We start from the raw sequence: 25,962 nt of genomic DNA on the forward strand, positions 1-25,962 counted from the left end.
CCCTGGACGGTCCGGGCGAGGCGCCCTGGTCACCCGCGGTCACGGCGTCTCCCCGGCCGGGCGTAACCCTCCTACGACACCCGGCCGACCCATCACACCCCATATGCGCAAACGACCCCACTTGTCTGGCGTGTCCGGGCGGCGGGAGGTCAGGCTGGTGGCGGGGATCTTCCGGGGGGACGACGATGCGGGTGCGCGGATGGGGGCCGGGGGCCGTGTGGGCCCTGGCGGGGGTGGTGTTGCTCGTCGGGTGCCGGGAGGCGCCGCCGGACGCGGCGGGCGGGACGGCGGCCGTGGCGTCGCCGGTGCGGCCGTCGGGGTACGGGGCGGTGTTCCTCGACGTCGGCGAGTGCAGCTCCTTCGGGCGCACCAGCTTCACCGAGGTGTCCTGCCGGAGCGAGCGCGCGGCGGCCCGGGTGGTGGCCCGGCACGACGGCACCACGCGCGACGGCCCGCCGTGCCCGCCCACCACCGACTTCGTGCTGCACATCAGCGAGCAGTGGCCCGCCGCCGACGAGGACGGCGACGGGATGGTGCCGCGCGGCCACGCCTGCATGCGGAGCCTCCAGCCGCCGCACCCGGGCGACCCGGGCGGCGGGGGCGGTCCGCGGACCGTCGTCGGCGACTGCGTGTACGCCCTCGACGGCGGCAGGGTACGGGAGACGGCCTGCGACGGAAGCGGGCCCAGGAGGCCGGAGTTCAAGGTGACGAAGGCCGTGGACGCCCGGTCCGGCTGCCCGGCGTCCACGGCCCTCTACGTGCGGCTGGGCGGGGCCTCACCGGTGGGCTGCGCCGTCCCGGTGTGACCCCGCCCGGGATTCACGGACGCAGCGCGTGCCGCGGCTCGACGTCCCGCTTGTCGAGCTTCGCGTCGAACTTCGCCAGCGGCTTCGCGGCCGCCGGGTCCGCCTGGACGGCGTTCGGGGCGACGCCCGCCCACTCCAGGATGCGGGCCGTGGCCAGCGCCTTCTCCTTCTCGACCAGGCCGGCCACGTTCGCGCCGTGGTTCATGCCGGGCGCGGTGAGGACGTACGAGTCGCGCGCGCCCTTGCCGAGGCGGAACGGCTCGGCGCCCCACGGGTCGTTCTCGCCGTACACGAACAGCATCTGCCGGGCGTTGTGACGGACCCAGGTGTCGACGCTGCGCATCACCCACGGCTCGAACTTCATGTCGATCGAACGGGGCACGAAGTTGCGCGGCGGCTGGTAGCCGTAGCGGACGTACTTCTTCTCGATGTGCGGGAAGTGGATGGTCGGCGCGCCCAGCTGGGTGCCGGCCTGGTAGTAGTACGGCGTGTACGGGCTCAGGCCCTGGTCCGTGTAGAACGAGAAGCCGGAGATGGTGTCGACGGAGTTCCAGATCTCGTCGTCGGTGGCGTTCTTGGCGTCCGCCGGGATGCCCTGGCAGTCGGCGACGGTGCTGTACTGCCAGAAGCCCCAGACGTAGTCCAGGACGACCGCCTCGTAGGCGCGGTCCAGGCTGCCGATGGTGTCGAAGGTGTAGCCGTTCTCGGCGGCGAGCGCCTCGTACTTCTCCTTCAGCGGCTCCCGGCGCACCAGCGCCTCGCGCTGCACGCCGTTCAGCCGGTCGCGGCACTCCTTGGTGCCGACGGTGCGGAAGAAGCGGTCGTAGGCCGAGTCCTCCTTGTTCACCACGTCGTTGGGGGCGACGTAGGCGACGACGCCGTCCATGTCCTTCGGGTAGAAGCGCTCGTAGTAGGTGGCGGTCATGCCGCCCTTGGAGCCGCCCGTGGAGAGCCAGTTCTCGTTGTAGATCTTCTTCAGCGCGGTGAAGATGCGGTGCTGGTCGCTGGCGGCCTGCCAGATGTCCAGCTTGCTCCAGTCGGCCGGCTCGGGCCGGGACGGGGTGAAGAAGCGGTACTCCATGGAGACCTGGTTGCCGTCCACGATCTGGGTCGGCTCGGCGCGGCGGGGCGTCGTGGAGACGCTGTAGCCGCCGGTGTAGAAGACGGTGGGCCGCGCGGTGTCCTTGTGCAGCACGGTGATCCGCTGCTGGAACGTGCCCTTGCCGGGCCTGCGGTGGTCGACCGGCTGCGTGTAGTTCAGGACGAAGAAGCGGTACCCGGTGTACGGCTTCTCCTCGATGAGGCTCATGCCCGGGATCTCGAGCAGCCTCTCCTTGATGTCAGTGGTGCCGGTGGCGTCCGGCTCGGCGGCGGTGGCCGCCCCGGCCGTGCCCAGTGTGCCTATGAGCACCGTGAGCGCCAGCAGCCATCTGAGCGCCTTGCGCATGCGCACTCCCCTGTGAGACAGATGTGCGCCGGAAGCTACTCGACCAACTCGTCACCGCACCAGGGGACATAGGGAAAACCCTGTGCACGTCCGCGAAGTGGAGGGCTCAGCAGAGGATCCAGCCGGAGCTGACGGAGTCCGCCCCGACCCGGCCGGTGACCCAGACGCAGCGGCGTCCGGCGTGCACGGTCACCGGGCCCGCGTGGTACGCGAACTGCCCCTCGTCGACCACGGGCCGTCCGCCGCGCGCCCGCACGCTCACCGCCATCTTCCGCTTCACGCCCTGCTTCTTGGCGACGGTGACGGCGCAGACGTATCCGCCGCGCTTGTAGACGAGCACCGACCCGGTGGAGAACGGCAGGGTCCGCACCTTGCGTCCGGGGCACAGCGCGGCCGCCTCCGCCTCCTGGGCCGGCGCCGCCAGGGCGAGCAGCCCCGACGCGGTCAGCACCGCAAGGACCGGCGCGAGCCGCCGGTGTATCGCTCCACTGCCCACAGTCGTCCTCCCGTACCGCGCCCGCCGTACGACGGCGTACGCGTGTACGGACGCACGGCGTAGGTCGCACGGTTGCGCGAGCCGGTGTGCGCCGGTGGCGTACGGCCGGATCAGGCCGGTGCGGGGACGTCCTCGCCGACGAACGTCCGCCACAGCGCGGCGTACCGGCCGCCCTTGCGCAGCAGTTCCTCGTGGGTGCCGTCCTCGGCGACGCGGCCGTGGTCCATGACGACCACCCGGTCGGCGCGGGCGGCGGTGGTCAGCCGGTGGGCGACCACCAGCGTGGTGCGGCGGCCGGCGAGGCGGTCGGTGGCCGCGTTGACCTGCGCCTCGGTGGCGAGGTCGAGGGCGGCGGTGGCCTCGTCGAGCAGCAGCACGTCCGGGTCGACGAGTTCGGCGCGGGCGAGCGCGATCAGCTGGCGCTGGCCCGCCGACAGGTTGCGGCCGCGCTCGGCGACCTCGTGGAGGTAGCCGCCGTCGAGGGTGGCGATCATCTCGTGCGCGCCGACCGCGCGGGCCGCGGCCTCCACCTCGGCGTCGGTGGCGTCGGGGCGGCCGTAGGCGATGGCGTCGCGGACGGTGCCGGGGAAGAGGTACGCCTCCTGCGGTACGACGCCCAGCCGGTGCCGGTACGCGGTGAGGTCCAGGTCGCGCAGGTCGGTGCCGTCGACGGTGACCCGCCCGGAGGTGGGGTCGTAGAACCGGGCGACCAGCTTGACCAGGGTGGACTTGCCGGCGCCGGTCTCGCCGACGAACGCGACGGTCTGCCCGGCCGGGACGGTCAGGTCGACCGCGCTGAGGGCCTCCTCGCCGTCGCCGTAGGAGAAGTGCACGTCCTCGAAGGCGATCTCGCCGCGCAGGGAGGTCACCGGGAGCGGCTTCTCGGGGGCCTTGGTGGAGGTCGGCTCGCGCAGCAGCTCCTGGATCCGGCCGAGGGAGACGGACGCCTGCTGGTAGCCGTCGAAGACCTGGGAGAGCTGCTGCACGGGCGCGAAGAACAGGTCGATGTAGAGCAGGTAGGCGACCAGGGAGCCGATGGCGAGCGTGCCGTCGTCGACCCGGCCGCCGCCGACCACGAGCACCGCCGCCGCGGCGACCGAGGACAGCAGCTGCACGAACGGGAAGTACACGGAGATCAGCCACTGGCCGCGGATACGGGCGCTGCGGTAGGCGGCGCTGCGCTCGGCGAACCGGCGGGCGCCGTCCCCCTCACGGCGGAAGGCCTGCACGATCCGCAGCCCGGCGACGGACTCCTGGAGGTCGGCGTTGACCACCGACACCCGCTCCCGCGCCAGCTCGTACGCCTTCACGCTGGCCCGGCGGAAGAAGTACGTGGCGACGACCAGGAGGGGCAGGGAGGCGAAGACGACGAGGGCGAGGCCGATGTCGAGCGCCAGCAGGGCGACCATGATGCCGAAGAAGGTGACCACCGAGACGAAAGCGGTGACCAGGCCGGTCTGGAGGAACGTGGACAGCGCGTCCACGTCCGTGGTCATCCGGGTCATGATCCGGCCGGTCAGCTCGCGCTCGTAGAAGTCGAGGCCGAGCCGCTGGAGCTGGGCGAAGATCTTCAGCCGCAGCGTGTACAGGACGCGTTCGCCGGTGCGTCCGGTCATGCGGATCTCGCCGGTCTGCGCCGCCCACTGGGCGAGCACGGTGAGCAGGCCCAGCAGGGCGGCGGCCCAGACCGCGGTCTGGGCGGCGCGGGTGACGCCCTCGTCGATGCCGTGCCGGATCAGGATCGGCAGCAGCAGGCCCATCCCGGCGTCCACGGCGACCAGGGCGAGGCTGATCAGCAGGGGCGTGCGGAAGCCCTGCAGCAGGCGGCGCAGGCCGTAGGAGTCCTCGGGGCGGACGGCGCGGGCCTCGTCGACGTCCGGCACGTCGTCGGCCGGGGGCAGCTTGGCGACCTGCTCCAGCAGTTCCGGGGTGGCGGGGGCGCCGTCGAGGGCGGTGTCCCTGGGCTCGCGGTCACCGGTCCACAGGCGGGGGGTGACGCCCCGCTCGGCGTCGAACTCGGCGTCCAGTTCGGCGCGGACGGAGGTGTCCTCCTCGACCGGCCCGGCGGGCGGGGTGTGGCCCGGGGAGACGGCGCCCAGCTCGTCGGGGTCGGTGAGCAGCCGCCGGTACAGCGGGGAGCGGCGCTGGAGCTCGTCATGGGTGCCGATGGCGGCGAGGCGGCCGTTCTCGAGGACGGCGATGCGGTCGGCGAGGTTCAGGGTGGAGCGGCGGTGGGCGATCAGCAGCGTCGTGCGGCCCCGCATGACGCTCTTCAGCGCCTCGTGGATCTCGTGCTCGACGCGGGCGTCCACGGCGGAGGTCGCGTCGTCCAGGACGAGCAGGCGCGGGTCGGTGAGGATGGCGCGGGCCAGGGCGACGCGCTGGCGCTGTCCGCCGGAGAGGGTCAGGCCGTGCTCGCCGACGGTGGTGTCGTAGCCGTCGGGCAGCTCGTCGATGAAGCGGTCGGCCTGGGCGGCGCGGGCGGCGGCCCGGATCTGCTCGTCGGTGGCGTCGGGGCGGCCGTACGCGATGTTGTTGCGGACGGTGTCGGAGAACAGGAAGGAGTCCTCCGGGACCAGGCCGATGGCGGCGCGCAGCGACTCGGTGGTCAGCTCGCGCACGTCGTGCCCGCCGACGAGGACGGCGCCGCGGGTGACGTCGTAGAAGCGCGGGAGCAGCAGGGAGACGGTGGACTTGCCGGAGCCGGAGGCGCCGACCACGGCGAGGGTCTCGCCGGGGCGGATCTCGAAGGACAGGCCGTCGAGCACCGGCCGCTCGGGGTCGTAGCCGAAGGCGACGTCGTCGAACTCGACGGTCGCCGGGGCGTCCGGGGGCAGGGCCTTGGTGCCGTCGGTGAGGGTCGGCTCGGTGTCGATCAGGTCGAGGACCCGCTCGGTGCCGGCGCGGGCCTGCTGGGCGACGGTGAGGACGACGGCGAGCATCCGGACCGGTCCGACGAGCTGGGCGAGGTAGGTGGAGAAGGCGACGAAGGTGCCCAGCGTGATGTGGCCGCGGACCGCGAGCCAGCCGCCGACGGCGAGCATCGCGACCTGTCCGAGGGCGGGCACGGACTGGAGGGCGGGGGTGTAGCGGGAGTTCAGCTTGATGGTGCGCAGGCGTCCCGCGAACAGCCTGCGGCCGACCTCGCGGAGCTTGCCGGTCTCCTGGTCCTCCTGGCCGAAGCCCTTGACCACGCGGACGCCGCTGACCGCGCCGTCGACCACCCCCGCGACGGCGCCGGCCTGCGCCTGGGCGTACCAGGTGGAGGGGTGCAGCCGGGTGCGGCTGCGCTTGGCGATCCACCACAGGGCGGGCGCCACGGCGAGAGCGATCGCGGTGAGCGGCAGGGACAGCGACGCCATGATCACCAGGGAGATCACGAACAGCAGCAGGTTGCCGATGGTCATCGGCAGCATGAAGAGCAGGCCCTGGATGAGCTGGAGGTCGCTGGTCGCACGGCCGACGACCTGCCCGGTGGACAGCTCGTCCTGGCGTCTGCCGTCGAGCCGGGCGATCGACCCGAACATCTCGGTGCGCAGGTCGTGCTGGACGTCGAGGGCGAGCTTTCCGCCGTAGTAGCGGCGGATGTAGGTGAGGACGTAGACGGCGAGGGCGGCGCCGACCAGCAGGCCGGCCCAGGTGCCCATGTCACGGGTCTTGTCGCCGATCACGTCGTCGATGATCACCTTGGTGATCAGCGGCACCAGGGCCATCACGGCCATGCCGGCGAGGGAGGAGCCGAGGGCCAGGACGACGTTCCTGGGGTGCCGCCACGCGTAGGCGGCCAGTCGTCGTGCCCATCCCCGTTGCGCTGTCACGCGGTGTCCTCCGATCGTCCTGATCTTCCGCAAGGCACCAACGCCGCCGGAAGCGGATTTCATCCCTCCGCAATATTCCGGGGGTGCGCGCTCTCTACGCGGCGTCGGATTCCCGTCACGCAATCGACACGCTGTCTCCACGCGCTTGACTGCATGTCCATGCCACTCTCTCGGGTATCTCCCTTGTGCAACCCGCGTAGATCGGACACCCCACATGCCTGCTGTGCGCATACGCCGCCGGAAGGCGGTGGCGCTGGCGAGCGCCGCCGTCCTCGCCGGACTCGCCGTCCCCGCCCTGACCCCCGCCACCGCCGGCGCCTCGGCCCCCGCCCACGAGGCACCCGCCGCCCAGGGCCGCGTGGCCGCGGTGACCGCCTACGCCGACTACTACGAGGGCGCCGAGGGCAAGACCGGCGAGGCCCTCAAGTCCGCCCTCCACTCGATCATCAGCGACCAGACGAAGCTCTCGTACTCGGCCGTCTGGAACGCCCTGAAGGAGACCGACGAGGACCCGTCGAACAGCGGGAACGTGATCCTGCTGTACTCCGGCGCCTCCCGCAGCAAGTCGCTCAACGGCGGTGACGTGGGCGACTGGAACCGCGAGCACGTCTGGGCCAAGTCCCACGGCGACTTCGGCACCTCCACCGGCCCCGGCACCGACATCCACCATCTGCGCCCGTCGGACGTCCAGGTCAACAGCATCCGCGGCAACAAGGACTTCGACAACGGCGGCAGCGCCGTCACCAACGGCGGCGGCAGCCTCACCGACTCCGACTCCTTCGAGCCCCGCGACGCCGTCAAGGGCGACGTGGCCCGCATGATCCTCTACATGGCGGTCCGCTACGAGGGCACCGACGGCTGGCCCGACCTGGAGCCCAACAACAGCGTGAGCAACGGCTCCGCCCCGTACATCGGCAAGCTCTCCGTGCTCAAGGAGTGGCACGAGCAGGACCCGCCGGACTCCTTCGAGCAGCGCCGCAACGACGTGATCTTCGAGTCGTACCAGCACAACCGCAACCCGTTCATCGACCACCCGGAGTGGGTCGAGTCGATCTGGTAGGCCTCACCTCGGCCGGCCTCCCTCAGACGGAGAGGGCGGCCGGCCCGCCCCAGCGGTGGGTCAGTTGCCCGGGCCCCCTTCCGGTACGGCGTCCAGGTCTTCCTCGTCGCCGGGGGGCACGGGGAGACGCGCTCCCCTGCTGCGGGCGATGCGGTGCACGTCGTGGAGCGCCTCGGCCAGGCAGGCGGCGAGGTAACGGAGCTGGGGCGCGGTGGCCCTGGTGTCGCCCAGGAGGTCGACGGCGTGGCCGAGAAGGTCGTCCGCCATGCCGAGCTGGACGGCTTCGATCTCGTCGGCGAGGCGCGAGAGACGACCGGTGCCGGTGTCGTCGGTGACGAGGTAGCAGGGGTTGCCGTCGAGGTTGGACCAGGGGAGGAGGCGGGGCCGGGTCGCCGGGGTGGCGGTGACGTCTCGGCTCTCGTGGATCACGCGGCGGTCACCTCGCTGCCCCGCACGCGGCGGGAGCCGACGTCGACACCGTGGATACGCCGTGGCCCTACGTCGATGCCGTGCACGGCGAGCCAGAGGGTCCGGCGCCGGGCGCGCTGCTGCCTGGCCTGCGCACGTCGTTCACGGGCGAGGAGGTAGGGGCGGACGAGCCGGGAGTCCTCGCCGCGGAGGGGGGCCTCGTGCGGGGAAGGGCGGCGACCGGGTGCGACGGGGGCGGCCGGCTCGGGGACCGGCGCCGCTCCCCCGGCGCGGTGCCGGTTTCCGTGCCGGTGGCACCCGGAGGCGGGCCACAGGAGCCGCAGCAGCGGCTCGAGGAGACAGGCGATACGGTGCAACACGTCTTCAACTCCGTTGCGGTTGAGGGCCATGCCCCCGGGCCGTCGGTAGCGGTCGCGGGGGTCTTCCGTGCCCGAGGCAGGTTGATGTGCATGGACGTCGCTGTGTAGCGATCCACTCACAGAGTGAGACGGGTCGGGCTAGGCTCGCCAGAGGGTCGGATGTGACAACGCATCTGTCACACGGGAGTTGACGTTGAGCAACATCTATGGGGAGTGGTTGAAGACGCAGCGCGAGGCGGCGGGGCTGACACAGCAGGAGCTGGCGACAGCCGCCGTCATGACGCGTTCGCACATCGCACACATCGAGGCGGGCCGGCGCACCCCGTCCAAGGAGGACGCGAGACGCCTCGACAGGGCGCTGAACACGGGCGATGTGCTGAGCAGCTTCCTGCCGGACGAGGACGCCGCTGTCGCGGGGTACTTCGAGGCGGCCCGTCAGCTCGAACAGCAGGCGACGATGATCAGGGAGTTCGCCCTGTCGTTCGTTCCCGGCATCCTCCAGACGGAAAGGTACGCACGTGCGGTTCTGAGCATGCCGTTCCCTCCGGCGAGTGAACAGGAGCGTGACAGACGCCTTGTCACACGCCTGGAGCGCGCGAAAATCCTTGCCGACCCAGTGACACCCGTAGTGTGGGCGCTCCTCGATGAAGCGGTGCTACGACGCCGGATCGGCGGCCCGGACGTCATGGCGGAGCAGATCAACCACCTCGTCAGACTCGCCGAGGCCGAGCGGATCCAGCTTCACCTTCTGCCGTTCACGTTGGGCATGCATCCCCTCCTGAGCAACATGCTCACGCTGATGTGGTTCGAGGATCAGCCGCCCGTGGCCTACGGGGAGGGCCTGTACATGGGGAAGATCCACGACAGCCCATCAGTCGTTCAGGAACTGCAGCATCGCTACGATTTCGCACTGGGCAACGCGCTGCCGCTCAAGGAATCACTGGCTCTGCTCAGGGCAACAGCGAGGGACTACGGACATCATGGCTGACCGAGCGATACCGAACGCAGGAGCACTGGAGGGCTGGCGAAAGTCCTCCTACAGCAACGACCAGGGCGGCAGCTGCCTGGAGGTCCTGGACGACCACCCCACAGGTGTCCCTGTCCGCGACTCCAAGGCCCCTGAGGGCCCCGCGCTGCTCTTCCGGCCGGCCGGCTGGACGCCGTTCGTCACCGCGGTCAAGGACGGAAGCCTCTCCGTCTCCGCCTGACCGCTCCCCACCGCGGTCCCTCTCCGTGCTCAGAATCGTGGCCGCACACGTCAGCGGCCTGGCCGGGGAGCCCGAGGCCTTGAGAACCGCCCCGCTTCCACGGCCTGTGGACCCGGGCGCCTTCGGCGGCCGGATCGACGGGGTGGGCCCGGGCGCCTGCTGCCCCGGACCGGACACCACCGCCCTCCGCGTGGCTGCGGGCGATCTCGCAGGAGCCCGCGCCTCAGCTCCCCAGGTGCGTCGGCGCGAACATGCGGAGCACCGCCGGGAGGACGACCACCGACGGGCCCGGGGTGGAGAGGGACTTGGCGAGGTCCTCCTCCAAGATGTCCGGGCTGGTGCGCAGGCCCGGGACGCCGAAGGACTCGGCGAGGGCCACGTAGTCCGGGCGGGTCAGCTCCGTCGCCGTGGGCTCGCCGAAGGCGTCCGTCATGTACTCGCGCAGGATGCCGTAGCCGCCGTCGTCGACGATCAGCCAGGTGACGTCCAGGTCGTACTGGCGGGCCGTGGCCAGCTCGGCGATCGAGTACAGCGCGCCGCCGTCGCCGGAGACCGCCAGCACCGGACGCGTGGGGTCGGCGACGGCCGCGCCGAGGGCGGCGGGGAAGCCGTAGCCGAGGCCGCCGGCGCCCTGCGCCGAGTGCAGGTGGTTGGGGCCCATCGCGTCGAACGCGGACCACGCCCAGTAGGCGAGGATCGTCATGTCCCAGAAGGACGGCGAACCGGTCGGCAGGGCGCGCCGCACGGCCGTCAGCACCTGCTGCTCCAGCGCCAGGTCCTGCCCGTCGATACGGGCCCGCACCCGGTCCAGCAGCTCCCGCACCCGCGCGGGGGCGGTCTCGTCCGCGCGCGGCTCGACGGTCTCCAGGAGCGCCTGGAGGGCGAGGCGGGCGTCCGCGTGGACGCCGATGCCGGGGTGGTTGGACTCCAGCTTGCCGAGGTCGGCCTCGATCTGGACGACCCGGCCGCGCGGCTTGAACGTGTGGTAGTTCGAGGAGAGTTCGCCGAGTCCGGAGCCGACGACGAGCAGGACGTCCGCGTCCTCGAGGAAGTCGGTGGTGTGGCGGTCCTCGATCCAGGACTGGAGGGACAGCGGGTGGGTCCACGGGAAGGCGCCCTTGCCACCGGGGGTGGTCACCACCGGCGCCTGGAGGCGTTCCGCGAGCTGCCGCAGCTTTCCGGAGGCGTCCGAGCGGATCACTCCCCCGCCCGCGACGATCGCGGGGCGTTCCGCGCCGGACAGCAGGTGCGCGGCCAGCGCGGTCAGTTCGGGGCGCGGGGGCAGCTCGTCCGGGGTGGCGTCCATCGCCGTCACCACCGGCAGCATCGTCTCGGCGAGCAGCACGTCCTGCGGGATCTCCACCCACACGGGCCCGTGCGGGACGGTGAGCGCGGACTTCCACGCCTCCGCGATCGCCGACGGGATCTGGGAGGCGGTGCGGACCGTGTGCACGGACTTCACGACGCCCCGGAACGAGGCGGACTGGTCGGGGAGTTCGTGCAGATAGCCGTGGCGTCCGCCGCCGAGGCCGGCGGTCGGCACCTGGCTGCTGATCGCCAGCACCGGCGCGGACGCGGCCGCCGCCTCCTGGAGCGCGGCCAGCGAGGTGAGGGCGCCGGGTCCTGTGGACAGCAGCAGCGGGGCCGCCTCGCCGGTGATCCGGCCGTACGCGTCCGCCGCGAAGCCCGCGTTGTTCTCCACGCGCAGGCCGATGTAGCGCAGGTCGGAGCGGCGCAGCGCGTCGAACATGCCGAGGGCGTGCTGGCCGGGCAGGCCGAAGACGGTGGTCGCGCCGAGCCCGGCCAGGGTCTCCACGACCAGGTCTCCGCCGGTGCGGCCGGGCGGGGGGTTCAGCGCCGCCTCCGTCTGGGCGGCGGTCGGACGGAGCTCCAGGTCGTGGTCGTGTGTCACTTGGCGCGGGCCTCCGCGATCTGGCGGGACATGATCGTGGTCAGTTCGTACGCCGTGTGGGACGCGGCGACCGAGGTGATCTCGGCGTGGTCGTACGCGGGCGCCACCTCGACGACGTCGGCGGAGACCAGGTTGCAGGAGGCGAGGCCGCGCAGGATCTCCAGCAGCTCGCGGGAGGTCATGCCGCCCGCCTCGGGCGTGCCGGTGCCGGGCGCGTGGGCGGGGTCGAGGCAGTCGATGTCGATGGAGATGTACAGCGGGCGGTCGCCGATGCGCTGCCGGAGCTGGTCGGCGACCTCGTCGGCGCCGCGGCGGTAGACGTCCGCGGAGGTGACGATGCCGAAGCCCATCTTCTCGTCGTCGGTGAGGTCCTGCTTGCCGTAGAGCGGGCCGCGGGTGCCGACGTGCGAGAGGGCCTCGGTGTCGAGGATGCCCTCCTCGACGGCCCGGCGGAACGGCGTGCCGTGGGTGTACTCGGCGCCGAAGTAGGTGTCCCAGGTGTCGAGGTGCGCGTCGAAGTGCAGCAGCGCGACCGGGCCGTGCTTCTTCGCGACGCTCCTGAGGAGCGGCAGCGCGATGGTGTGGTCGCCGCCGAGGGTCATCAGGCGGGCGCCGGTGCCGAGGAGGTCGTCGGCGGCGGCCTCTATCGTCTCGACGGCCTCGTTGATGTTGAACGGGTTGACCGCGATGTCGCCGCCGTCCGCGACCTGCGCGAGGGCGAAGGGGGAGGCGTCCTGCGCGGGGTTGTAGGGGCGCAGCAGCCGGGACGCCTCACGGATGGCGTTGCCGCCGAAGCGGGCGCCCGGCCGGTACGAGACGCCGGAGTCGAACGGCACGCCCACGACGGCGACGTCGGCGCGGCCCACCTCGTCGAGGCGGGGCAGCCGGGCGAAGGTCGCGGGGCCGGCGTAGCGCGGCACGCGGGAGGAGTCGACGGGGCCGCGGGGCGTCTCGTTGCTGCTCATGAAGGACTGCTCTCTTTCCTACGCTTCGTCGCGTATGTGCGGACTGCCCACGATGCTACTGGGCGGCCGGGACCTGTTCGGACACGGTTTCGGACGACGTGCCCGGCTCGGGGGCGCGTCCGGCGAGACGCTCGCGCCAGGCGGCGAGGACGGCCGCGTCGGTCGGGCGGGTGGCGAGGGAGACGGCGACGTAGGCCGCGAGGGAGGCGAGGAGGCCGTAGTAGACGGGCTCGTTGGCGAGGATGCCGTACGCGGCCATCAGGCCGATCACGGCGAGGCCGCCGACGGCGACGGAGGCGAGGGCGCCCTGCGCGGTGCCGCGCTTCCACAGCAGCCCGCCCAGGATGGGCACGAGCAGCCCGCCGACCAGCAGGTTGTACGCGACGGTCAGCGCCTGGACGACGTCGTTGAGGGCGATGGCGGTGGCGATCACGGCGAGGCCCATCAGCAGGATGAAGGCGCGGTTGCCCTTCACCTCGTCGTGCTGATCGCCCTCCGTGCGGACGATGCCGCGCAGCCGCGCCCAGATGTCGTTGTTGGCGACGGTGGCGCAGGCGATCAGCGCGCCGGAGGACGTCGACATCACGGCGGCGAGGGCGGCGGCCAGCACGAGGCCGCGCACGCCCATGGGCAGCTCGTCCTTGACGATGGTGGCGAAGGCGTCGTCGGCGCTGGCCAGGTTCGGGTAGAGCACCTTGGCGGCGGTGCCGATGACCGCGCCGGCGACGGCGTAGGCGAGGCAGTAGGTGCCGGCGACGGTGCCGCCCCAGCGGGCCGTGCGGTCGCTGCGGGCGGTGAACACGCGCTGCCAGATGTCCTGCCCGATGAGCATGCCGAAGGTGTAGATCAGCACGTAGGTGAAGATCGTCTCGCCGCCGATGCCCAGCGGGTCGAAGTACTCGGTGGGCAGCTGCGCCTTCATCTCGCTGAAGCCGCCCGCCTTGACGACGGCGACGGGCAGCAGCAGGAGCAGCACGCCGATCGTCTTCACGACGAACTGCACCATGTCGGTGAGCGTGATCGACCACATGCCGCCGAGCGTGGAGTACGCGACGACGATCGAGCCGCCGAGGACGATCGCGAGGGTGCGGTTCATGTCGAAGAGGACGTCGAAGATCGTTGCGTAGGCGATCGTCGAGGTCACCGCGAGCATCAGGGTGTACGCCCACATGACGAGGCCGGAGATGACGCCGGCCCGGCCGCCGTAGCGCAGGTCGAGCATCTCGGAGACGGTGTAGACCTTCAGCCGGGCGATGCGGGCGGAGAAGAAGACACTCAGGGCGAGCAGGCCGAGCCCGATGGTGAACACCATCCAGGCGCCGGACAGTCCGTACTGGTAGCCGAGGCCCACCCCGCCGATGGTGGACGCGCCGCCGAGGACGATGGCGGCCATGGTGCCCGAGTACATGGCGGGGCCGAGCCGCCGGCCGGCCACCAGGAACTCGCTCTTGGACTTGGCGCGGCGCATGCCCCACCAGCCCATGGCCAGCATGCCGGCCAGATAGACGACGATGACCAGGTAGTCCACGGCCATGCGGGGGCCTCCTTCGCGCACTGTCGGTGGCGTGTCGTGCAGACGGATCGTGCTCACCGGCGCCGCGCGGGGACATCCGCCCGTACCCGCGGGTTGCCGGTGACCCGACCCTAGGTGGCCGAAAAGCGACTGCGAAGTGTACGTTTCATCCAGATCGACATCCTGGGATGGAGGAAACGTCCACCATGCCGGACCCCGCTGTTCCGCCCACCCCTCCCGTCCCCCTGGACGCGCTGCTGGCCCGCGCGGACCTGGGCCTGCGCCGGATCGCGGGGCCCGCGGACCCGGCGGTCGTGGTGCACTGGGCGCACACCTCGGAGATGGCCGACCCCTACCCGTACCTGCTGGGCGGCGAACTGCTGCTGTCGGCGGGTGTGCACGTCCCGGACGGGGCGGGCGCGGGCTACTTCGACGCGTACGTGTCGCGGATCGTCGCGGCGGGCGGGGCGGCCCTCGGATTCGGTGTCGCGCCGGTGCACGACACGGTGCCCGGGGCGCTGGTGGAAGCGTGTGAGATGCACGGCCTGCCGCTCGTCGAGGTCCCGCCCCGGACGACGTTCTCGGCGGTGGCGCGGGCGCTGTGGCAACTGATGGCGCAGGCTCGCACGGCCGAGCTGCGGCGGGTCACGGAGGCCCAGCAGAGCCTGGCCACCGCCGCCGCCCGCCCCGACCCGGTCCCCTCCGTCCTCCAGCAGCTCGCGCGCCGCCTGGGCGGCCACGCGGTGCTGTACGGCCCCGAGGGCACACGGCTCGCGGGCGCGGGGCCGGAGCCGGGCGAGGAGGTGCGGACGGCGCTGGCGAAACTCGCCGAGGTGGTGCGCCCGCGGTCAACCGGACACCTCCGGACGCCGTCGCCCGAAGGCCCGCGCCCGCCCTCGGCCGGGCACACGCGCGCGTCCTCGCCCGGACACCGGGTCGGATCCGGCCCGGACGCCCCGGCCGGCAGCCCGGGCGACCTCCACGCCGACCTCGCGGCCCGTCCCTCCTCCGCGTCCGACACGGTGGCCGGGGTGCGGCTGGTCGCGCACGCGCTGGGCAACGGCGAGGGGTTCGTGCTCGGGACGGCCGCCCCGCAGCGGGACGCGGGCGACCACACCATCGCGTCCGTCGCGGCCGTGCTGCTCTCGCTGCTCACCGGCGAACGGCACAGCGGCTCGGGCGCCGGCCGCTCCTCCGCGCTGGTACGGCTGCTGCTGGGCGCGGCGCCCGCGGAGGTGGCGCCGCTGCTCGGCGGGGACCGGTGGCGGGTCGTGCACGGCAGGCCGGACGGGCGGGCGGCGCCGGACGCGGTGACCGCCTCCGCGCTGGGCGCCGCCCTCGGCTCGTCCCTGGTGGACGTGGCGGGCGAGGTGGTGCGGGTGCTGGTGCCCGACGGGCGGGCGGTGGAGCGGGTGCCGGGCTGGACGCTCGGCGTCAGCGCGGCGGCGGCCCCCCGGGACTGGCCGGCCGCCGACACCCAGGCCGCCCGCGCCCTGGCCCGCGCCCGCGCCACCCGCGCCCCGCTGCTCCGCCACGGCGACCGTCCGACCGCGCTGACCGACCTGGTCCCGCCGGCGGAGGCGGACGCCCACGCCCGCGCGCTCCTCGCCCCCATAGAGCAATCCCCGGCCCTGGTCGACACGCTCCGCACCTGGCTCTCCCTCCACGGCAGCTGGGACCGCACGGCGGTCGCCCTGGACGTCCACCGCAACACGGTCCGGCAGCGGATCGCCCGCTGCGCGGCCCTGCTGGACGCGGACCTGGACGACCCGGACGTCCGCATGGAGCTGTGGTTCGCCTTGGGGCGGACGTGAGCATCCCTTCGCGCCGACGGCGTGAGTAGCCGTACGGAGCCGGCTGAGTACGTGACGCACGTCCCAGCGCGCGATACGCCAGGGACGCCCCCTGTTCCCTGCCTCACAATGGACGCATGCCGATACCCGGGACCCCCAGCCGCGCCGAACTCGTCGAACACCTGGTCGCCACCCGCATCGCGGGCGAGGTCGCCACGCCGCGCGAGAACAACCTCTCCCACTACCGGAAGCTGGCGAACGGCGACCGGCACTACTGGCTCGGCCTGGAGCTCGGCGAGCGCTGGACCGACGAGCAGGACGTGCTCGCGGTGATGGCCGAGCGGGTCGGCGTGAACGACGACCCGGAGCACCGGTACGGGCAGGACACCATCGACCCCGAGCTGACGGTCGACGGCCTGGAGCGGATGGCGGGGCGGCTGCGCAAAGCGGCGGAGGGCCGGCAACGGGTGCTGCTGGCGACCGGACACCCGGGCGGCCTGCTGGACGTGCACCGGGCGACGGCGGCCGCGCTGCGGGCGGCGGGCTGCGACATCGTGGTGATCCCGGACGGGCTCACCACGGAGGAGGGCTACGTGATGCAGTTCGCGGACGTGGCGGTGCTGGAGCACGGGGCCACGCTGTGGCACACCCACTCGGGCGCCCCGATGAAGACCATCCTCACGGCGCTGGAGCGGGAGGGGAGACCGCTGCCCGACCTGGTGGTCGCCGACCACGGCTGGGCGGGCGCCGCCGGCCAGTACGGCGTGGACTCCGTCGGGTACGCCGACTGCAACGACCCGGCGCTGTTCCTCGCGGAGGCCGAGGGCACCGTCCAGGTGACGGTCCCCCTGGACGACCATGTGACGAGCCCCCGCCACTACGACCCGATGACGGCCTACCTGCTGGCGGAGGCGGGGCTGAGCTGAGCCCCGGCCGCCGGACGGCCGTCCACCACCCGGTCGAAGTACGGCCAGCCGTCCACCTCGACGTCCCGCACGGCCGGGTGGCGGTCCAGGGCGGGCGCCGCCGCGTGCAGCAGGCGTCGGGCCGTCCCGGGCTCGTGGAGGTTGAGGTACTCGCGGTCGGGGAGCCGTACCACCGTTCCGGCCTCGAAGTACGTCGTGTCGGACACGATCCGCAGCGGTCCTGGCGCGAACACCAGGGTCAGCCTGCGTCCGGCCCCGGCGCGGTGGCCCTCGGTGAAGAAGGACAGCGACAGCCGGCAGTCGTCGTAGGCGGGGAGCACCCGCTGGCGGACGGTCCAGCGCCGGACCGCGCCATCGACGACGAGTGTGCGCAGTCTGCGCTGCTGTTGTTTGCCCACCGGGGCAGCGTAGGCCGCCGTCCCGGTGAGGTCACCGGGGTTTCCACCCGGGCCGTCAGTCCTCGCGCGGGACCCGGACCACGCCCTCCTGGATGACCGAGACCGCCAGCCTGCCGTCCTGGGTGTAGATGCGCGCCTGGCCCAGACCCCGGCCGCCGTGGGCGGAGGGGGACTGCTGGTCGTACAGCAGCCACTCGTCGGCGCGGAACGGGCGGTGGAACCACATCGCGTGGTCCAGGGACGCGCCGACCACGTCGCCGACGGCCCAGCCGCCGCGCCCGTGGGCGAGCAGGACGGAGTCGAGGAGCGTCATGTCGGAGACGTACGTGGCGAGGACGACGTGCAGCAGAGGGTCGTCGGCCAGCTTGCCGTTGGTGCGGAACCACACCTGGGAGTGGGGTTCGCGGGGCTCGCCGAAGCGGCCGTAGGGCGGCTCGTCGACGTAGCGCAGGTCGACGGCGGCGCGTGCCTCGAGGAAGCGGTCGACGACCTCGGGGTCGAGGTGGGCGTAGCCGCGCAGGCGTTCCTCCGAGGTGGGGAGCGCGTCCGGGTCCGGGGACGCCGGCATCGGGTCCTGGTGGTCCAGGCCCTCCTCGTACGTCTGGAAGGACGCGGAGAGGTGGAAGATCGGCTTGCCGTGCTGGACCGCGACCACCCGCCGGGTGGTGAACGAGCGGCCGTCGCGGATCCGGTCGACGGTGTAGACGATCGGCGCGCCGGGGTCGCCGAGGCGCAGGAAGTACGCGTGCAGGGAATGGGCGGGTCGGTCCTCGGGGACGGTCCGCCCGGCCGCGACCAGCGCCTGCGCCGCGACCTGCCCGCCGAAGACGCGGGGGACGACGGCGCTGCGCGAGCTGCCGCGGAAGATGTTCTCCTCGATCTGCTCGAGGTCGAGCAGATCGAGGAGTTCCTGAAGAGCCTGACTCATGGAATCAGTTGTATACGGCAGGGATTTCCGGGACCTTACAGACCCATGTCCTTGGCGATGATCGACTTCATGATCTCGCTGGTGCCGCCGTAGATCCGGTTGACCCGGTTGTCCGCGTACAGGCGGGCGATCGGGTACTCGTTCATGTAGCCGTAGCCGCCGTGCAGCTGGAGGCAGCGGTCGATGACGCGGTGGGCGACCTCGGTGCAGAACAGCTTGGCGCTGGCGGCCTCGGCGGGGGTCAGCTCGCCGGCGTCCAGGGCCTCGGTGGCGCGGTCGGCGACGGCCTCGGCGGCGTCCACCTCGGCCTGGCAGGCGGCCAGCTCGAACTTGGTGTTCTGGAAGTGCGCGACCGGCTTGCCGAAGACGGTGCGCTCCTGCACGTACTGCTTGGCGAACCGGACGGCGGCCTTGGCCTGGGCGTAGGCGCCGAAGGCGATGCCCCAGCGCTCGGAGGCCAGGTTGTGGCCGAGGTAGTAGAAGCCCTTGTTCTCCTCGCCGAGGAGGTCCTCGACGGGGACCTTGACGTCGACGAACGCCAGCTCGGCGGTGTCGGAGGTCTTCAGGCCGAGCTTGTCGAGCTTGCGGCCGACAGAGTAGCCCTCGGACTTGGTGTCGACGGCGAACAGGGAGATGCCGTGACGGCGGTCCTCGGCCGTGGGGGCCGCGGTGCGGGCGCAGACGATCACCTTGTCGGCGTGCACGCCGCCGGTGATGAAGGTCTTGGCGCCGTTGAGGACGTAGTGGGTGCCGTCCTCGCTCAGCTTGGCGGTGGTCTTCATGCCCGCGAGGTCGGAGCCGGTGCCCGGCTCGGTCATCGCGATGGCCCACATCTCCTCGCCGGAGACGAACTTCGGCAGGAAGCGCTTCTTCTGCTCGTCCGTGGCCAGCATCTTGATGTAGGGCAGGGCGAGCAGCACGTGCACGCCGGAGCCGCCGAACTGGACGCCCGCGCGGGCGGTCTCCTCGTAGAGGACGGCCTCGAACTTGTGGGTGTCCATGCCCGCGCCGCCGTACTCCTCCGGCACGCTGATGCCGAAGATGCCCAGCTCACCGAGCTTGTAGTAGAAGTCGCGGGGCGCCTGGCCCGCCGCGAACCACTCGTCGTAGACGGGGACGACCTCGGCCTCGATGAAGGCGCGGATGGTCTCCCGGAACGCCTCGTGATCCTCGTTGAAAACCGTACGGCGCACTGTCCGCCACCCCAATCCCTGCGCCTGAACCGGCGCCGCTCTCGCGTACCTGGGCGCTCGCCGTCGGGGTTCCTCAATTGATGGCTGCGGCCCGCATGGCTAAGCGCTTGCTCAGAACAAGGTACCGGCGAGTATCCACAGCCGTCCAGACCGGACGCCCCGTAACGCTCGTCACTCCGGGGGGCCCTGAAGGCGGCCCCGCGGAGACTCAGGCGCCCGCCGCCGCGAACGCCCCCCGCGCCATCCGGTGCAGCAGCTCCGCCGTGCCCGCACGGTCCGGGAGGGAGCCCGGGCGGGTGAGGTGGGGCGTGGAGTTGAGGAGGCCGAAGACCGAGTGGACCGCCGAGCGGGCCGCGGGCTCGGCGAGGTCCGGGTAGAGGCGGCGCACCACGGCCACCCACAGCTCGACGTACTGCCGCTGGAGCTGGCGCACGAGCTTGCGGTCGGCGTCCCGGAGGCGGTCCAGCTCACGGTCGTGCAGGGTGATGAGCGGGCGGTCGTCGAGCGCGAAGTCGATGTGCCCCTCGATCAGCGAGTCGAGGACCGCCCCGGGAGCCACCCCGCCCGCCCCGTTCGCCTCGGCGAGCCGCCGCTTCGCACCCGTCAGCAGCGACTCGCTGATGCCGACGAGCAGCTCCGCCAGCATCGCGTCCTTGCCCGCGAAGTGCCGGTAGAGCCCGGGTCCGCTGATGCCGACGGCGGCGCCTATCTCGTCGACACCGACCCCGTGGAAGCCCCGTTCGGCGAAGAGCCGCGCGGCCTCCTTGAGGATCTGCTCGCGGCGGGTGGGGGCGTCGGTTCTGGTGGCCATGAAGACGATTCTAGACAGGGAGGTTAGCGGTCGTTAACCTGGAGGAAATGCGTTAACGCTCATTAACAAGGTGAGGGGACCCGCAGGATGCATGAGGCACCGGAGCTTCACAGCGCGGCTGATCCCGCGTCGGAGGCCTTTCGGGCCAACGAGGAGGCGCACCGCGCCCTCGTCGAGGAGCTGCGCGGCAAGCTGGCCGCGGCGGCGTTCGGCGGCGGCGAGCGGGCGCGCGCCCGTCACACCGCGCGCGGGAAACTGCTCCCGCGCGACCGGGTGGACACCCTCCTGGACCCCGGCTCGCCCTTCCTGGAGCTGGCCCCGCTGGCCGCCGACGGGATGTACGACGGGCAGGCGCCGGCGGCCGGGGTGATCGCCGGGATCGGCCGGGTCGCGGGCCGCGAGTGCGTGGTCGTCGCCAACGACGCCACGGTCAAGGGCGGCACGTACTACCCGATGACCGTGAAGAAGCACCTGCGCGCGCAGGAGGTGGCCCTGGACAACCGGCTGCCCTGCGTCTACCTGGTGGACTCCGGCGGGGCGTTCCTGCCGATGCAGGACGAGGTCTTCCCGGACCGGGACCACTTCGGCCGCATCTTCTACAACCAGGCCCGCATGTCCGGCGCCGGCATCCCGCAGATCGCGGCGGTGCTCGGCTCCTGCACCGCCGGCGGCGCGTACGTGCCCGCCATGAGCGACGAGGCGGTGATCGTGCGGGGCCAGGGCACGATCTTCCTCGGCGGCCCGCCGCTGGTGAAGGCGGCCACCGGCGAGGTGGTCACGGCGGAGGAGCTGGGCGGCGGCGAGGTCCACTCGCGGGTGTCCGGGGTGACCGACCACCTCGCCGAGGACGACGCGCACGCGCTGAGGATCGTGCGCCAGATCGTCTCCACGCTGCCCGGGCGCGGCGAGCTGCCCTGGCGGGTGGAGCCGGTCGCCGAGCCCAAGGTGGACCCGGCGGGGCTGTACGGCGCGGTGCCGGTGGACTCCCGCACCCCCTACGACGTCCGCGAGATCATCGCCCGGATCACCGACGGCTCCCGGTTCGCCGAGTTCAAGGCGGAGTACGGGCAGACCCTGGTCACCGGCTTCGCGCACATCCACGGCCACCCGGTGGGGATCGTCGCCAACAACGGCATCCTGTTCTCCGAGTCGGCCCAGAAGGGCGCCCACTTCATCGAGCTGTGCGACCAGCGCGGCATCCCGCTGCTGTTCCTGCAGAACATCTCGGGCTTCATGGTCGGCAAGGACTACGAGGCGGGCGGCATCGCCAAGCACGGCGCCAAGATGGTCACGGCCGTCGCCTGCACGCGGGTGCCGAAGCTGACCGTCGTGGTCGGCGGCTCCTACGGCGCGGGCAACTATTCGATGTGCGGCCGGGCCTACTCCCCCCGCTTCCTGTGGATGTGGCCGAACGCCAAGATCTCGGTGATGGGCGGCGAGCAGGCCGCCTCGGTGCTCGCGACCGTCAAGCGGGACCAGCTGGAGGCGCGCGGCGAGGACTGGCCCGCGGACGAGGAAGAGGCCTTCAAGGCCCCGGTCCGCGCCCAGTACGAGCGCCAGGGGAACGCCTACTACGCGACGGCCCGCCTCTGGGACGACGGCGTGATCGACCCGATGGACACCCGGCAGGTGCTGGGGCTGGCCCTGACCGCGTGCGCCAACGCGCCCCTGGGTGACCCCCAGTTCGGCGTCTTCCGGATGTGAGGGGACCCCTGACGATGACTGATCAGATGTTCGACACGGTGCTGGTGGCGAACCGGGGCGAGATCGCCGTCCGCGTCGTGCGCACGCTGCGGTCGCTGGGCGTGCGCTCGGTGGCGGTGTATTCCGACGCGGACGCGGGCGCCCGGCACGTCCGGGAGGCCGACACGGCGGTGCGGATCGGCCCGGCGCCGACCGCGGAGAGCTACCTGTCGGCGGACCGGCTGCTGGAGGCTGCCGCCCGCACCGGCGCGCGTGCGGTGCACCCGGGGTACGGCTTCCTCGCGGAGAACGCGGAGTTCGCGCGGGCCTGCGAGGCGGCGGGACTGGCGTTCATCGGCCCGCCCGCGGACGCCATCGCCCTGATGGGCGACAAGATCCGCGCCAAGGAGACGGTGAAGGCGGCCGGGGTGCCGGTGGTGCCCGGCTCCAGCGGCAGCGGGCTGACGGACGAGCAGCTCGTCTACGCGGCCCGGGAGATCGGCATGCCGGTGCTGCTGAAGCCGTCGGCGGGCGGCGGCGGCAAGGGCATGCGGCTGGTGCGGGACGAGACGCGTCTTGCGGACGAGATCGCCGCCGCCCGGCGTGAGGCCCGCGCCTCCTTCGGCGACGACACGCTGCTGGTGGAGCGGTGGATCGACCGGCCCCGGCACATCGAGATCCAGGTGCTGGCCGACGGCCACGGCAACGTGGTGCACCTGGGCGAGCGCGAGTGCTCGCTCCAGCGGCGGCACCAGAAGATCGTCGAAGAGGCGCCCAGTGTCCTCCTCGACGACCGAACGCGGGCCGCGATGGGCGAGGCGGCCGTGCAGGCGGCCCGCTCCTGCGGCTACCGGGGCGCGGGCACGGTCGAGTTCATCGTCCCGGGCGACGACCCGTCGGCGTACTACTTCATGGAGATGAACACCCGGCTCCAGGTGGAGCACCCGGTCACCGAGCTGATCACGGGGCTCGACCTGGTGGAGTGGCAGTTGCGGGTCGCGGCGGGCGAGCGGCTGGCGTTCGGGCAGGACGACGTACGGCTCACCGGGCACGCGGTGGAGGCGCGACTGTGCGCCGAGGACCCCGCGCGCGGTTTCCTGCCCTCGGGCGGCACGGTGCTGCGGCTGCGCGAGCCGCAGGGCGACGGCGTGCGCACCGACTCCGGGCTGTCCGAGGGCACGGAGGTCGGCAGCCTCTACGACCCGATGCTGTCCAAGGTCATCGCCTACGGCCCCGACCGGGCGACCGCGCTGCGCAAGCTGCGGGCGGCGCTCGCGGAGACGGTGACACTGGGCGTGCAGACCAACGCGGGCTTCCTGCGGCGGCTGCTGGCGCACCCGGCGGTCGTGTCGGGCGAGCTGGACACCGGTCTGGTGGAGCGGGAGGCGGACTCCCTGGTCGGCGGCGAGGTGCCGGCCGAGGTGTACGCGGCGGCGGCGCTGCTGCGCCAGGCCGCCCTCGAACCCGCCGCGGCACCCGGCTGGCGTGACCCGTTCGACGCCGCCGACGGCTGGCGGATGGGCGGTGGCCGGGCCTGGACGGCGCACCATCTGCGGGCGGCGGGCCACGACCCGGTGACCGTGCGGGTGCGGGCCGCGGCCGACGGCGGCACGGAGCTGCTGCTGCCCGGCGCGGACACCCCGGTGCGGGCGTCCGCGGGGCCGCTGGAGGGGCACCGGTTCACCTGCGCGCTCGACGGCGTCGCGTACACCTTCGCCGCTCTGCCGGACGGCACCTGGCTGGGCCGGGACGGCGACGCCTGGCAGGTGCGGGACCACGACCCGGTCGCCGCGTCCCTCACCCGGGCGGGTCAGGCGGGCGCCGACTCGCTGACCGCGCCGATGCCGGGCACGGTGACGGTGGTGAAGGTCGCCGTCGGCGACGAGGTGGACGCGGGCCAGAGCCTGCTGGTGGTGGAGGCGATGAAGATGGAGCACGTCATCTCCGCCCCGCACGCCGGCACGGTCACGGAGCTGGACGTGTCCCCGGGCACGACGGTCGCCATGGACCAGGTGCTCGCGGTCATCGCGCCCGTGGAGACCGCGGCACCGGCGGAAGGGGAGACGGCATGAACGCGAGCGAGCTGGGCCTGCCCATGGCCGTGCCAACCGAGGGGCTGCCCGCGCGGGTGCGGATCCACGAGGTGGGCGCCCGCGACGGCCTGCAGAACGAGAAGGCGACCGTGCCGACGGCCGTGAAGGCGGAGTTCGTCCGCCGGCTGGCCGGCACGGGGCTGACCACGATCGAGGCGACGAGCTTCGTGCACCCGAAGTGGGTGCCCCAGCTCGCGGACGCCGAGGAGCTGTACCCGGCGGTCTCGGACCTGCCGGTCGAGCTGCCGGTGCTGGTGCCCAACGAGCGCGGCCTTGACCGCGCACTGGCGCTGGGCGCCCGCCGGGTGGCGGTGTTCGCCAGCGCCACGGAGTCCTTCGCCAAGGCCAACCTGAACCGCACGGTGGACGAGGCGCTGGCCATGTTCGAGCCGGTGGTGGCCCGCGCGAAGGAGCAGGGCGTCCATGTGCGCGGCTATCTGTCGATGTGCTTCGGCGACCCCTGGGAGGGCGCGGTCCCGGCCCCCCAGGTGGTGCGGGTGTGCCGGGCGCTGCTCGACATGGGCTGCGACGAGCTGAGCCTCGGCGACACGATCGGGGTGGCGACCCCGGGTCATGTGACGGCCCTGATCGCCGCGCTCACGGAGGCGGGCGTGCCCGTCCCCGCGCTGGGCGTGCACTTCCACGACACCTACGGCCAGGCGCTGTCCAACACCCTGGCCGCGCTCCAGCAGGGCGTCGCCACGGTCGACGCCTCGGCCGGCGGGCTGGGCGGCTGCCCGTACGCGAAGTCCGCCACCGGCAATCTCGCCACCGAAGACCTCGTGTGGATGCTGCGGGGCCTCGACATCGACACCGGCGTCGATCTCGGCCGTCTGGTCGCCACAAGCGTCTGGATGGCCGCCCACCTGGGCCGACCCAGCCCGTCCCGCACCGTACGAGCCCTCTCCCACCAGGAGCAGTGACGACATGGACCACAAGCTCTCCCCCGAACTCGAGGAACTCCGCCGCACGGTCGAGGAGTTCGCACACGACGTGGTGGCGCCGAAGATCGGCGACTTCTACGAGCGGCACGAGTTCCCGTACGAGATCGTGCGGGAGATGGGCCGCATGGGCCTGTTCGGTCTGCCGTTCCCGGAGGAGTACGGCGGCATGGGCGGCGACTACTTCGCGCTCGGCGTCGCCCTGGAGGAACTGGCCCGGGTGGACTCCTCGGTGGCCATCACCCTGGAGGCGGGCGTCTCGCTGGGCGCGATGCCGCTGCACCTGTTCGGCACGGAGGAGCAGAAGCGTGAGTGGCTGCCCCGGCTGTGCTCGGGGGAGATACTCGGCGCGTTCGGCCTCACCGAGCCGGACGGCGGCAGCGACGCGGGCGCGACCCGCACGACGGCCCGTCTCGACGAGGCGACGGGCGAGTGGGTGATCAACGGCACCAAGTGCTTCATCACCAATTCCGGCACGGACATCACCGGTCTGGTCACCGTCACCGCCGTCACCGGCCGGGGGCCCGACGGCAAGCCGCGGATCTCCGCGATCATCGTGCCGTCCGGCACCCCGGGCTTCACGGTGGCGGCGCCGTACTCGAAGGTCGGCTGGAACGCCTCGGACACCCGTGAGCTGTCCTTCCAGGACGTACGCGTCCCGGCGGCCAACCTGCTGGGCGAGGAGGGCCGCGGCTACGCGCAGTTCCTGCGCATCCTCGACGAGGGCCGCATCGCCATCGCGGCGCTGGCCACGGGGCTCGCGCAGGGCTGTGTGGACGAGTCGGTGAAGTACGCCAGGGAGCGGCACGCGTTCGGGCGTCCGATCGGAGCCAACCAGGCGATCCAGTTCAAGATCGCCGACATGGAGATGAAGGCGCACACGGCGCGGCTGGCGTGGCGGGACGCGGCGAGCCGGCTGGTGGCGGGCGAGCCGTTCAAGAAGGAGGCGGCGCTGGCCAAGCTCTACTCCTCCACGGTGGCCGTGGACAACGCCCGCGACGCCACGCAGGTCCACGGCGGCTACGGCTTCATGAACGAGTACCCGGTGGCCCGGATGTGGCGCGACTCCAAGATCCTGGAGATCGGCGAGGGCACCAGCGAGGTCCAGCGGATGCTCATCGCGCGGGAGTTGGGCCTGGCGGGCTGAGCCTGCCCCCTTCTCAGTGACGGCCCGCGCCGCTCC

General features: G+C 72.5%; 22 protein-coding genes. 10 read left to right on the top strand and 12 right to left on the bottom strand.

Annotated elements, in window-relative coordinates:
* Positions 1-185: 185 nt before the first annotated feature.
* The gene (locus MTR79_RS28425; RefSeq protein WP_244792249.1) at positions 186-806 is read left to right on the top strand and encodes a hypothetical protein; all 621 of its coding nucleotides are present in this window, start codon (positions 186-188) and stop codon (positions 804-806) included.
* Between the two features lie 13 nt (positions 807-819).
* Here the strand turns inward: MTR79_RS28425 and MTR79_RS28430 are convergent, their stop codons facing one another.
* From MTR79_RS28430 to MTR79_RS28440, 3 genes are all read right to left on the bottom strand, one after another.
* A complete protein-coding gene (locus MTR79_RS28430) occupies positions 820-2,253 on the bottom strand; it encodes a S28 family serine protease (RefSeq protein WP_244792250.1) in 1,434 nt (477 codons plus the stop codon).
* A 106-nt stretch (positions 2,254-2,359) separates the two neighbouring features.
* Entirely contained in the window at positions 2,360-2,749 is a 390-nt protein-coding gene (locus MTR79_RS28435; RefSeq protein WP_086700141.1) for a hypothetical protein, read from the bottom strand.
* A 110-nt stretch (positions 2,750-2,859) separates the two neighbouring features.
* Entirely contained in the window at positions 2,860-6,567 is a 3,708-nt protein-coding gene (locus tag MTR79_RS28440) for an ABC transporter ATP-binding protein (RefSeq protein ID WP_244792251.1), read from the bottom strand.
* Between the two features lie 214 nt (positions 6,568-6,781).
* Here MTR79_RS28440 and MTR79_RS28445 point away from each other — a divergent pair, with 214 nt between their 5' ends.
* The gene (locus MTR79_RS28445; RefSeq protein WP_244792252.1) at positions 6,782-7,627 is read left to right on the top strand and encodes an endonuclease; all 846 of its coding nucleotides are present in this window, start codon (positions 6,782-6,784) and stop codon (positions 7,625-7,627) included.
* Between the two features lie 60 nt (positions 7,628-7,687).
* Here MTR79_RS28445 and MTR79_RS28450 read toward each other — a convergent pair whose 3' ends face one another.
* Together MTR79_RS28450 and MTR79_RS28455 are read right to left on the bottom strand one after the other, a co-directional pair.
* Positions 7,688-8,056, bottom strand: a complete 369-nt coding sequence (locus tag MTR79_RS28450; protein ID WP_086703304.1) for a hypothetical protein — start codon at positions 8,054-8,056, stop codon at positions 7,688-7,690.
* The gene (locus MTR79_RS28455; RefSeq protein WP_244792253.1) at positions 8,053-8,415 is read right to left on the bottom strand and encodes a hypothetical protein; all 363 of its coding nucleotides are present in this window, start codon (positions 8,413-8,415) and stop codon (positions 8,053-8,055) included. The genes MTR79_RS28450 and MTR79_RS28455 overlap by 4 nt, the downstream gene beginning before the upstream one ends.
* 193 nt (positions 8,416-8,608) lie before the next feature.
* On the opposite strand from MTR79_RS28455, the gene MTR79_RS28460 reads away from it, so the two are divergent.
* Together MTR79_RS28460 and MTR79_RS28465 are read left to right on the top strand one after the other, a co-directional pair.
* Positions 8,609-9,403: a helix-turn-helix transcriptional regulator gene (locus MTR79_RS28460; RefSeq protein ID WP_086703333.1), complete on the top strand. Its 795-nt coding sequence runs from the start codon at positions 8,609-8,611 to the stop codon at positions 9,401-9,403.
* A complete protein-coding gene (locus MTR79_RS28465; RefSeq protein ID WP_086703307.1) occupies positions 9,396-9,623 on the top strand; it encodes a DUF397 domain-containing protein in 228 nt (75 codons plus the stop codon). Before MTR79_RS28460 ends, MTR79_RS28465 begins: the two co-directional genes overlap by 8 nt.
* A gap of 223 nt (positions 9,624-9,846) precedes the next feature.
* Here MTR79_RS28465 and MTR79_RS28470 read toward each other — a convergent pair whose 3' ends face one another.
* The 3 genes from MTR79_RS28470 to MTR79_RS28480 are packed head-to-tail and all read right to left on the bottom strand — an operon-like array spanning position 9,847 to position 14,034.
* Positions 9,847-11,535 carry a thiamine pyrophosphate-binding protein gene (locus MTR79_RS28470; RefSeq protein WP_244792254.1) on the bottom strand — a complete coding sequence of 563 codons (1,689 nt, stop codon included), beginning with the start codon at positions 11,533-11,535 and terminating at the stop codon, positions 9,847-9,849.
* Complete coding sequence (gene speB, locus MTR79_RS28475) at positions 11,532-12,500, bottom strand: agmatinase (protein ID WP_033274697.1); 969 nt, start codon at positions 12,498-12,500, stop codon at positions 11,532-11,534. The genes MTR79_RS28470 and speB overlap by 4 nt, the downstream gene beginning before the upstream one ends.
* 55 nt (positions 12,501-12,555) lie before the next feature.
* Complete coding sequence (locus MTR79_RS28480; RefSeq protein ID WP_244792255.1) at positions 12,556-14,034, bottom strand: sodium:solute symporter; 1,479 nt, start codon at positions 14,032-14,034, stop codon at positions 12,556-12,558.
* A 185-nt stretch (positions 14,035-14,219) separates the two neighbouring features.
* Between MTR79_RS28480 and MTR79_RS28485 the strand changes: the two genes are divergently transcribed.
* Together MTR79_RS28485 and MTR79_RS28490 are read left to right on the top strand one after the other, a co-directional pair.
* Entirely contained in the window at positions 14,220-15,827 is a 1,608-nt protein-coding gene (locus tag MTR79_RS28485) for a PucR family transcriptional regulator (RefSeq protein ID WP_244792256.1), read from the top strand.
* Positions 15,828-15,943: 116 nt separating this feature from the next.
* On the top strand, positions 15,944-16,732 hold the full coding sequence (locus MTR79_RS28490; protein ID WP_102637865.1) for a phosphatase: 789 nt from the start codon (positions 15,944-15,946) through the stop codon (positions 16,730-16,732).
* Here MTR79_RS28490 and MTR79_RS28495 read toward each other — a convergent pair.
* From MTR79_RS28495 to MTR79_RS28510, 4 genes are all read right to left on the bottom strand, one after another.
* Positions 16,702-17,130, bottom strand: a complete 429-nt coding sequence (locus MTR79_RS28495; RefSeq protein WP_244792257.1) for a hypothetical protein — start codon at positions 17,128-17,130, stop codon at positions 16,702-16,704. The genes MTR79_RS28490 and MTR79_RS28495 overlap by 31 nt on opposite strands.
* A 55-nt stretch (positions 17,131-17,185) precedes the next feature.
* Complete coding sequence (tesB, locus tag MTR79_RS28500; protein WP_175449723.1) at positions 17,186-18,058, bottom strand: acyl-CoA thioesterase II; 873 nt, start codon at positions 18,056-18,058, stop codon at positions 17,186-17,188.
* A 35-nt stretch (positions 18,059-18,093) separates the two neighbouring features.
* Entirely contained in the window at positions 18,094-19,251 is a 1,158-nt protein-coding gene (locus tag MTR79_RS28505; protein ID WP_048457772.1) for an acyl-CoA dehydrogenase family protein, read from the bottom strand.
* A gap of 208 nt (positions 19,252-19,459) precedes the next feature.
* On the bottom strand, positions 19,460-20,062 hold the full coding sequence (locus MTR79_RS28510) for a TetR/AcrR family transcriptional regulator (protein ID WP_086703319.1): 603 nt from the start codon (positions 20,060-20,062) through the stop codon (positions 19,460-19,462).
* A gap of 87 nt (positions 20,063-20,149) precedes the next feature.
* Here MTR79_RS28510 and MTR79_RS28515 point away from each other — a divergent pair, with 87 nt between their 5' ends.
* The 4 genes from MTR79_RS28515 to MTR79_RS28530 are packed head-to-tail and all read left to right on the top strand — an operon-like array spanning position 20,150 to position 25,926.
* Complete coding sequence (locus MTR79_RS28515) at positions 20,150-21,766, top strand: carboxyl transferase domain-containing protein (protein WP_189366527.1); 1,617 nt, start codon at positions 20,150-20,152, stop codon at positions 21,764-21,766.
* Positions 21,767-21,792: 26 nt separating this feature from the next.
* Positions 21,793-23,817: an acetyl-CoA carboxylase biotin carboxylase subunit gene (locus MTR79_RS28520; protein WP_244793318.1), complete on the top strand. Its 2,025-nt coding sequence runs from the start codon at positions 21,793-21,795 to the stop codon at positions 23,815-23,817.
* The gene (locus MTR79_RS28525) at positions 23,814-24,761 is read left to right on the top strand and encodes a hydroxymethylglutaryl-CoA lyase (protein WP_244792258.1); all 948 of its coding nucleotides are present in this window, start codon (positions 23,814-23,816) and stop codon (positions 24,759-24,761) included. The genes MTR79_RS28520 and MTR79_RS28525 overlap by 4 nt, the downstream gene beginning before the upstream one ends.
* 4 nt (positions 24,762-24,765) lie before the next feature.
* Positions 24,766-25,926 (top strand): acyl-CoA dehydrogenase family protein, encoded by a 1,161-nt coding sequence (locus tag MTR79_RS28530; RefSeq protein WP_086703323.1) that lies wholly within the window; start codon positions 24,766-24,768, stop codon positions 25,924-25,926.
* The last annotated feature ends 36 nt before the right edge of the window (positions 25,927-25,962 follow it).

It is taken from the genome of Streptomyces sp. BJ20, from assembly GCF_022869105.1.
Lineage (GTDB): Bacteria > Actinomycetota > Actinomycetes > Streptomycetales > Streptomycetaceae > Streptomyces > Streptomyces griseoincarnatus.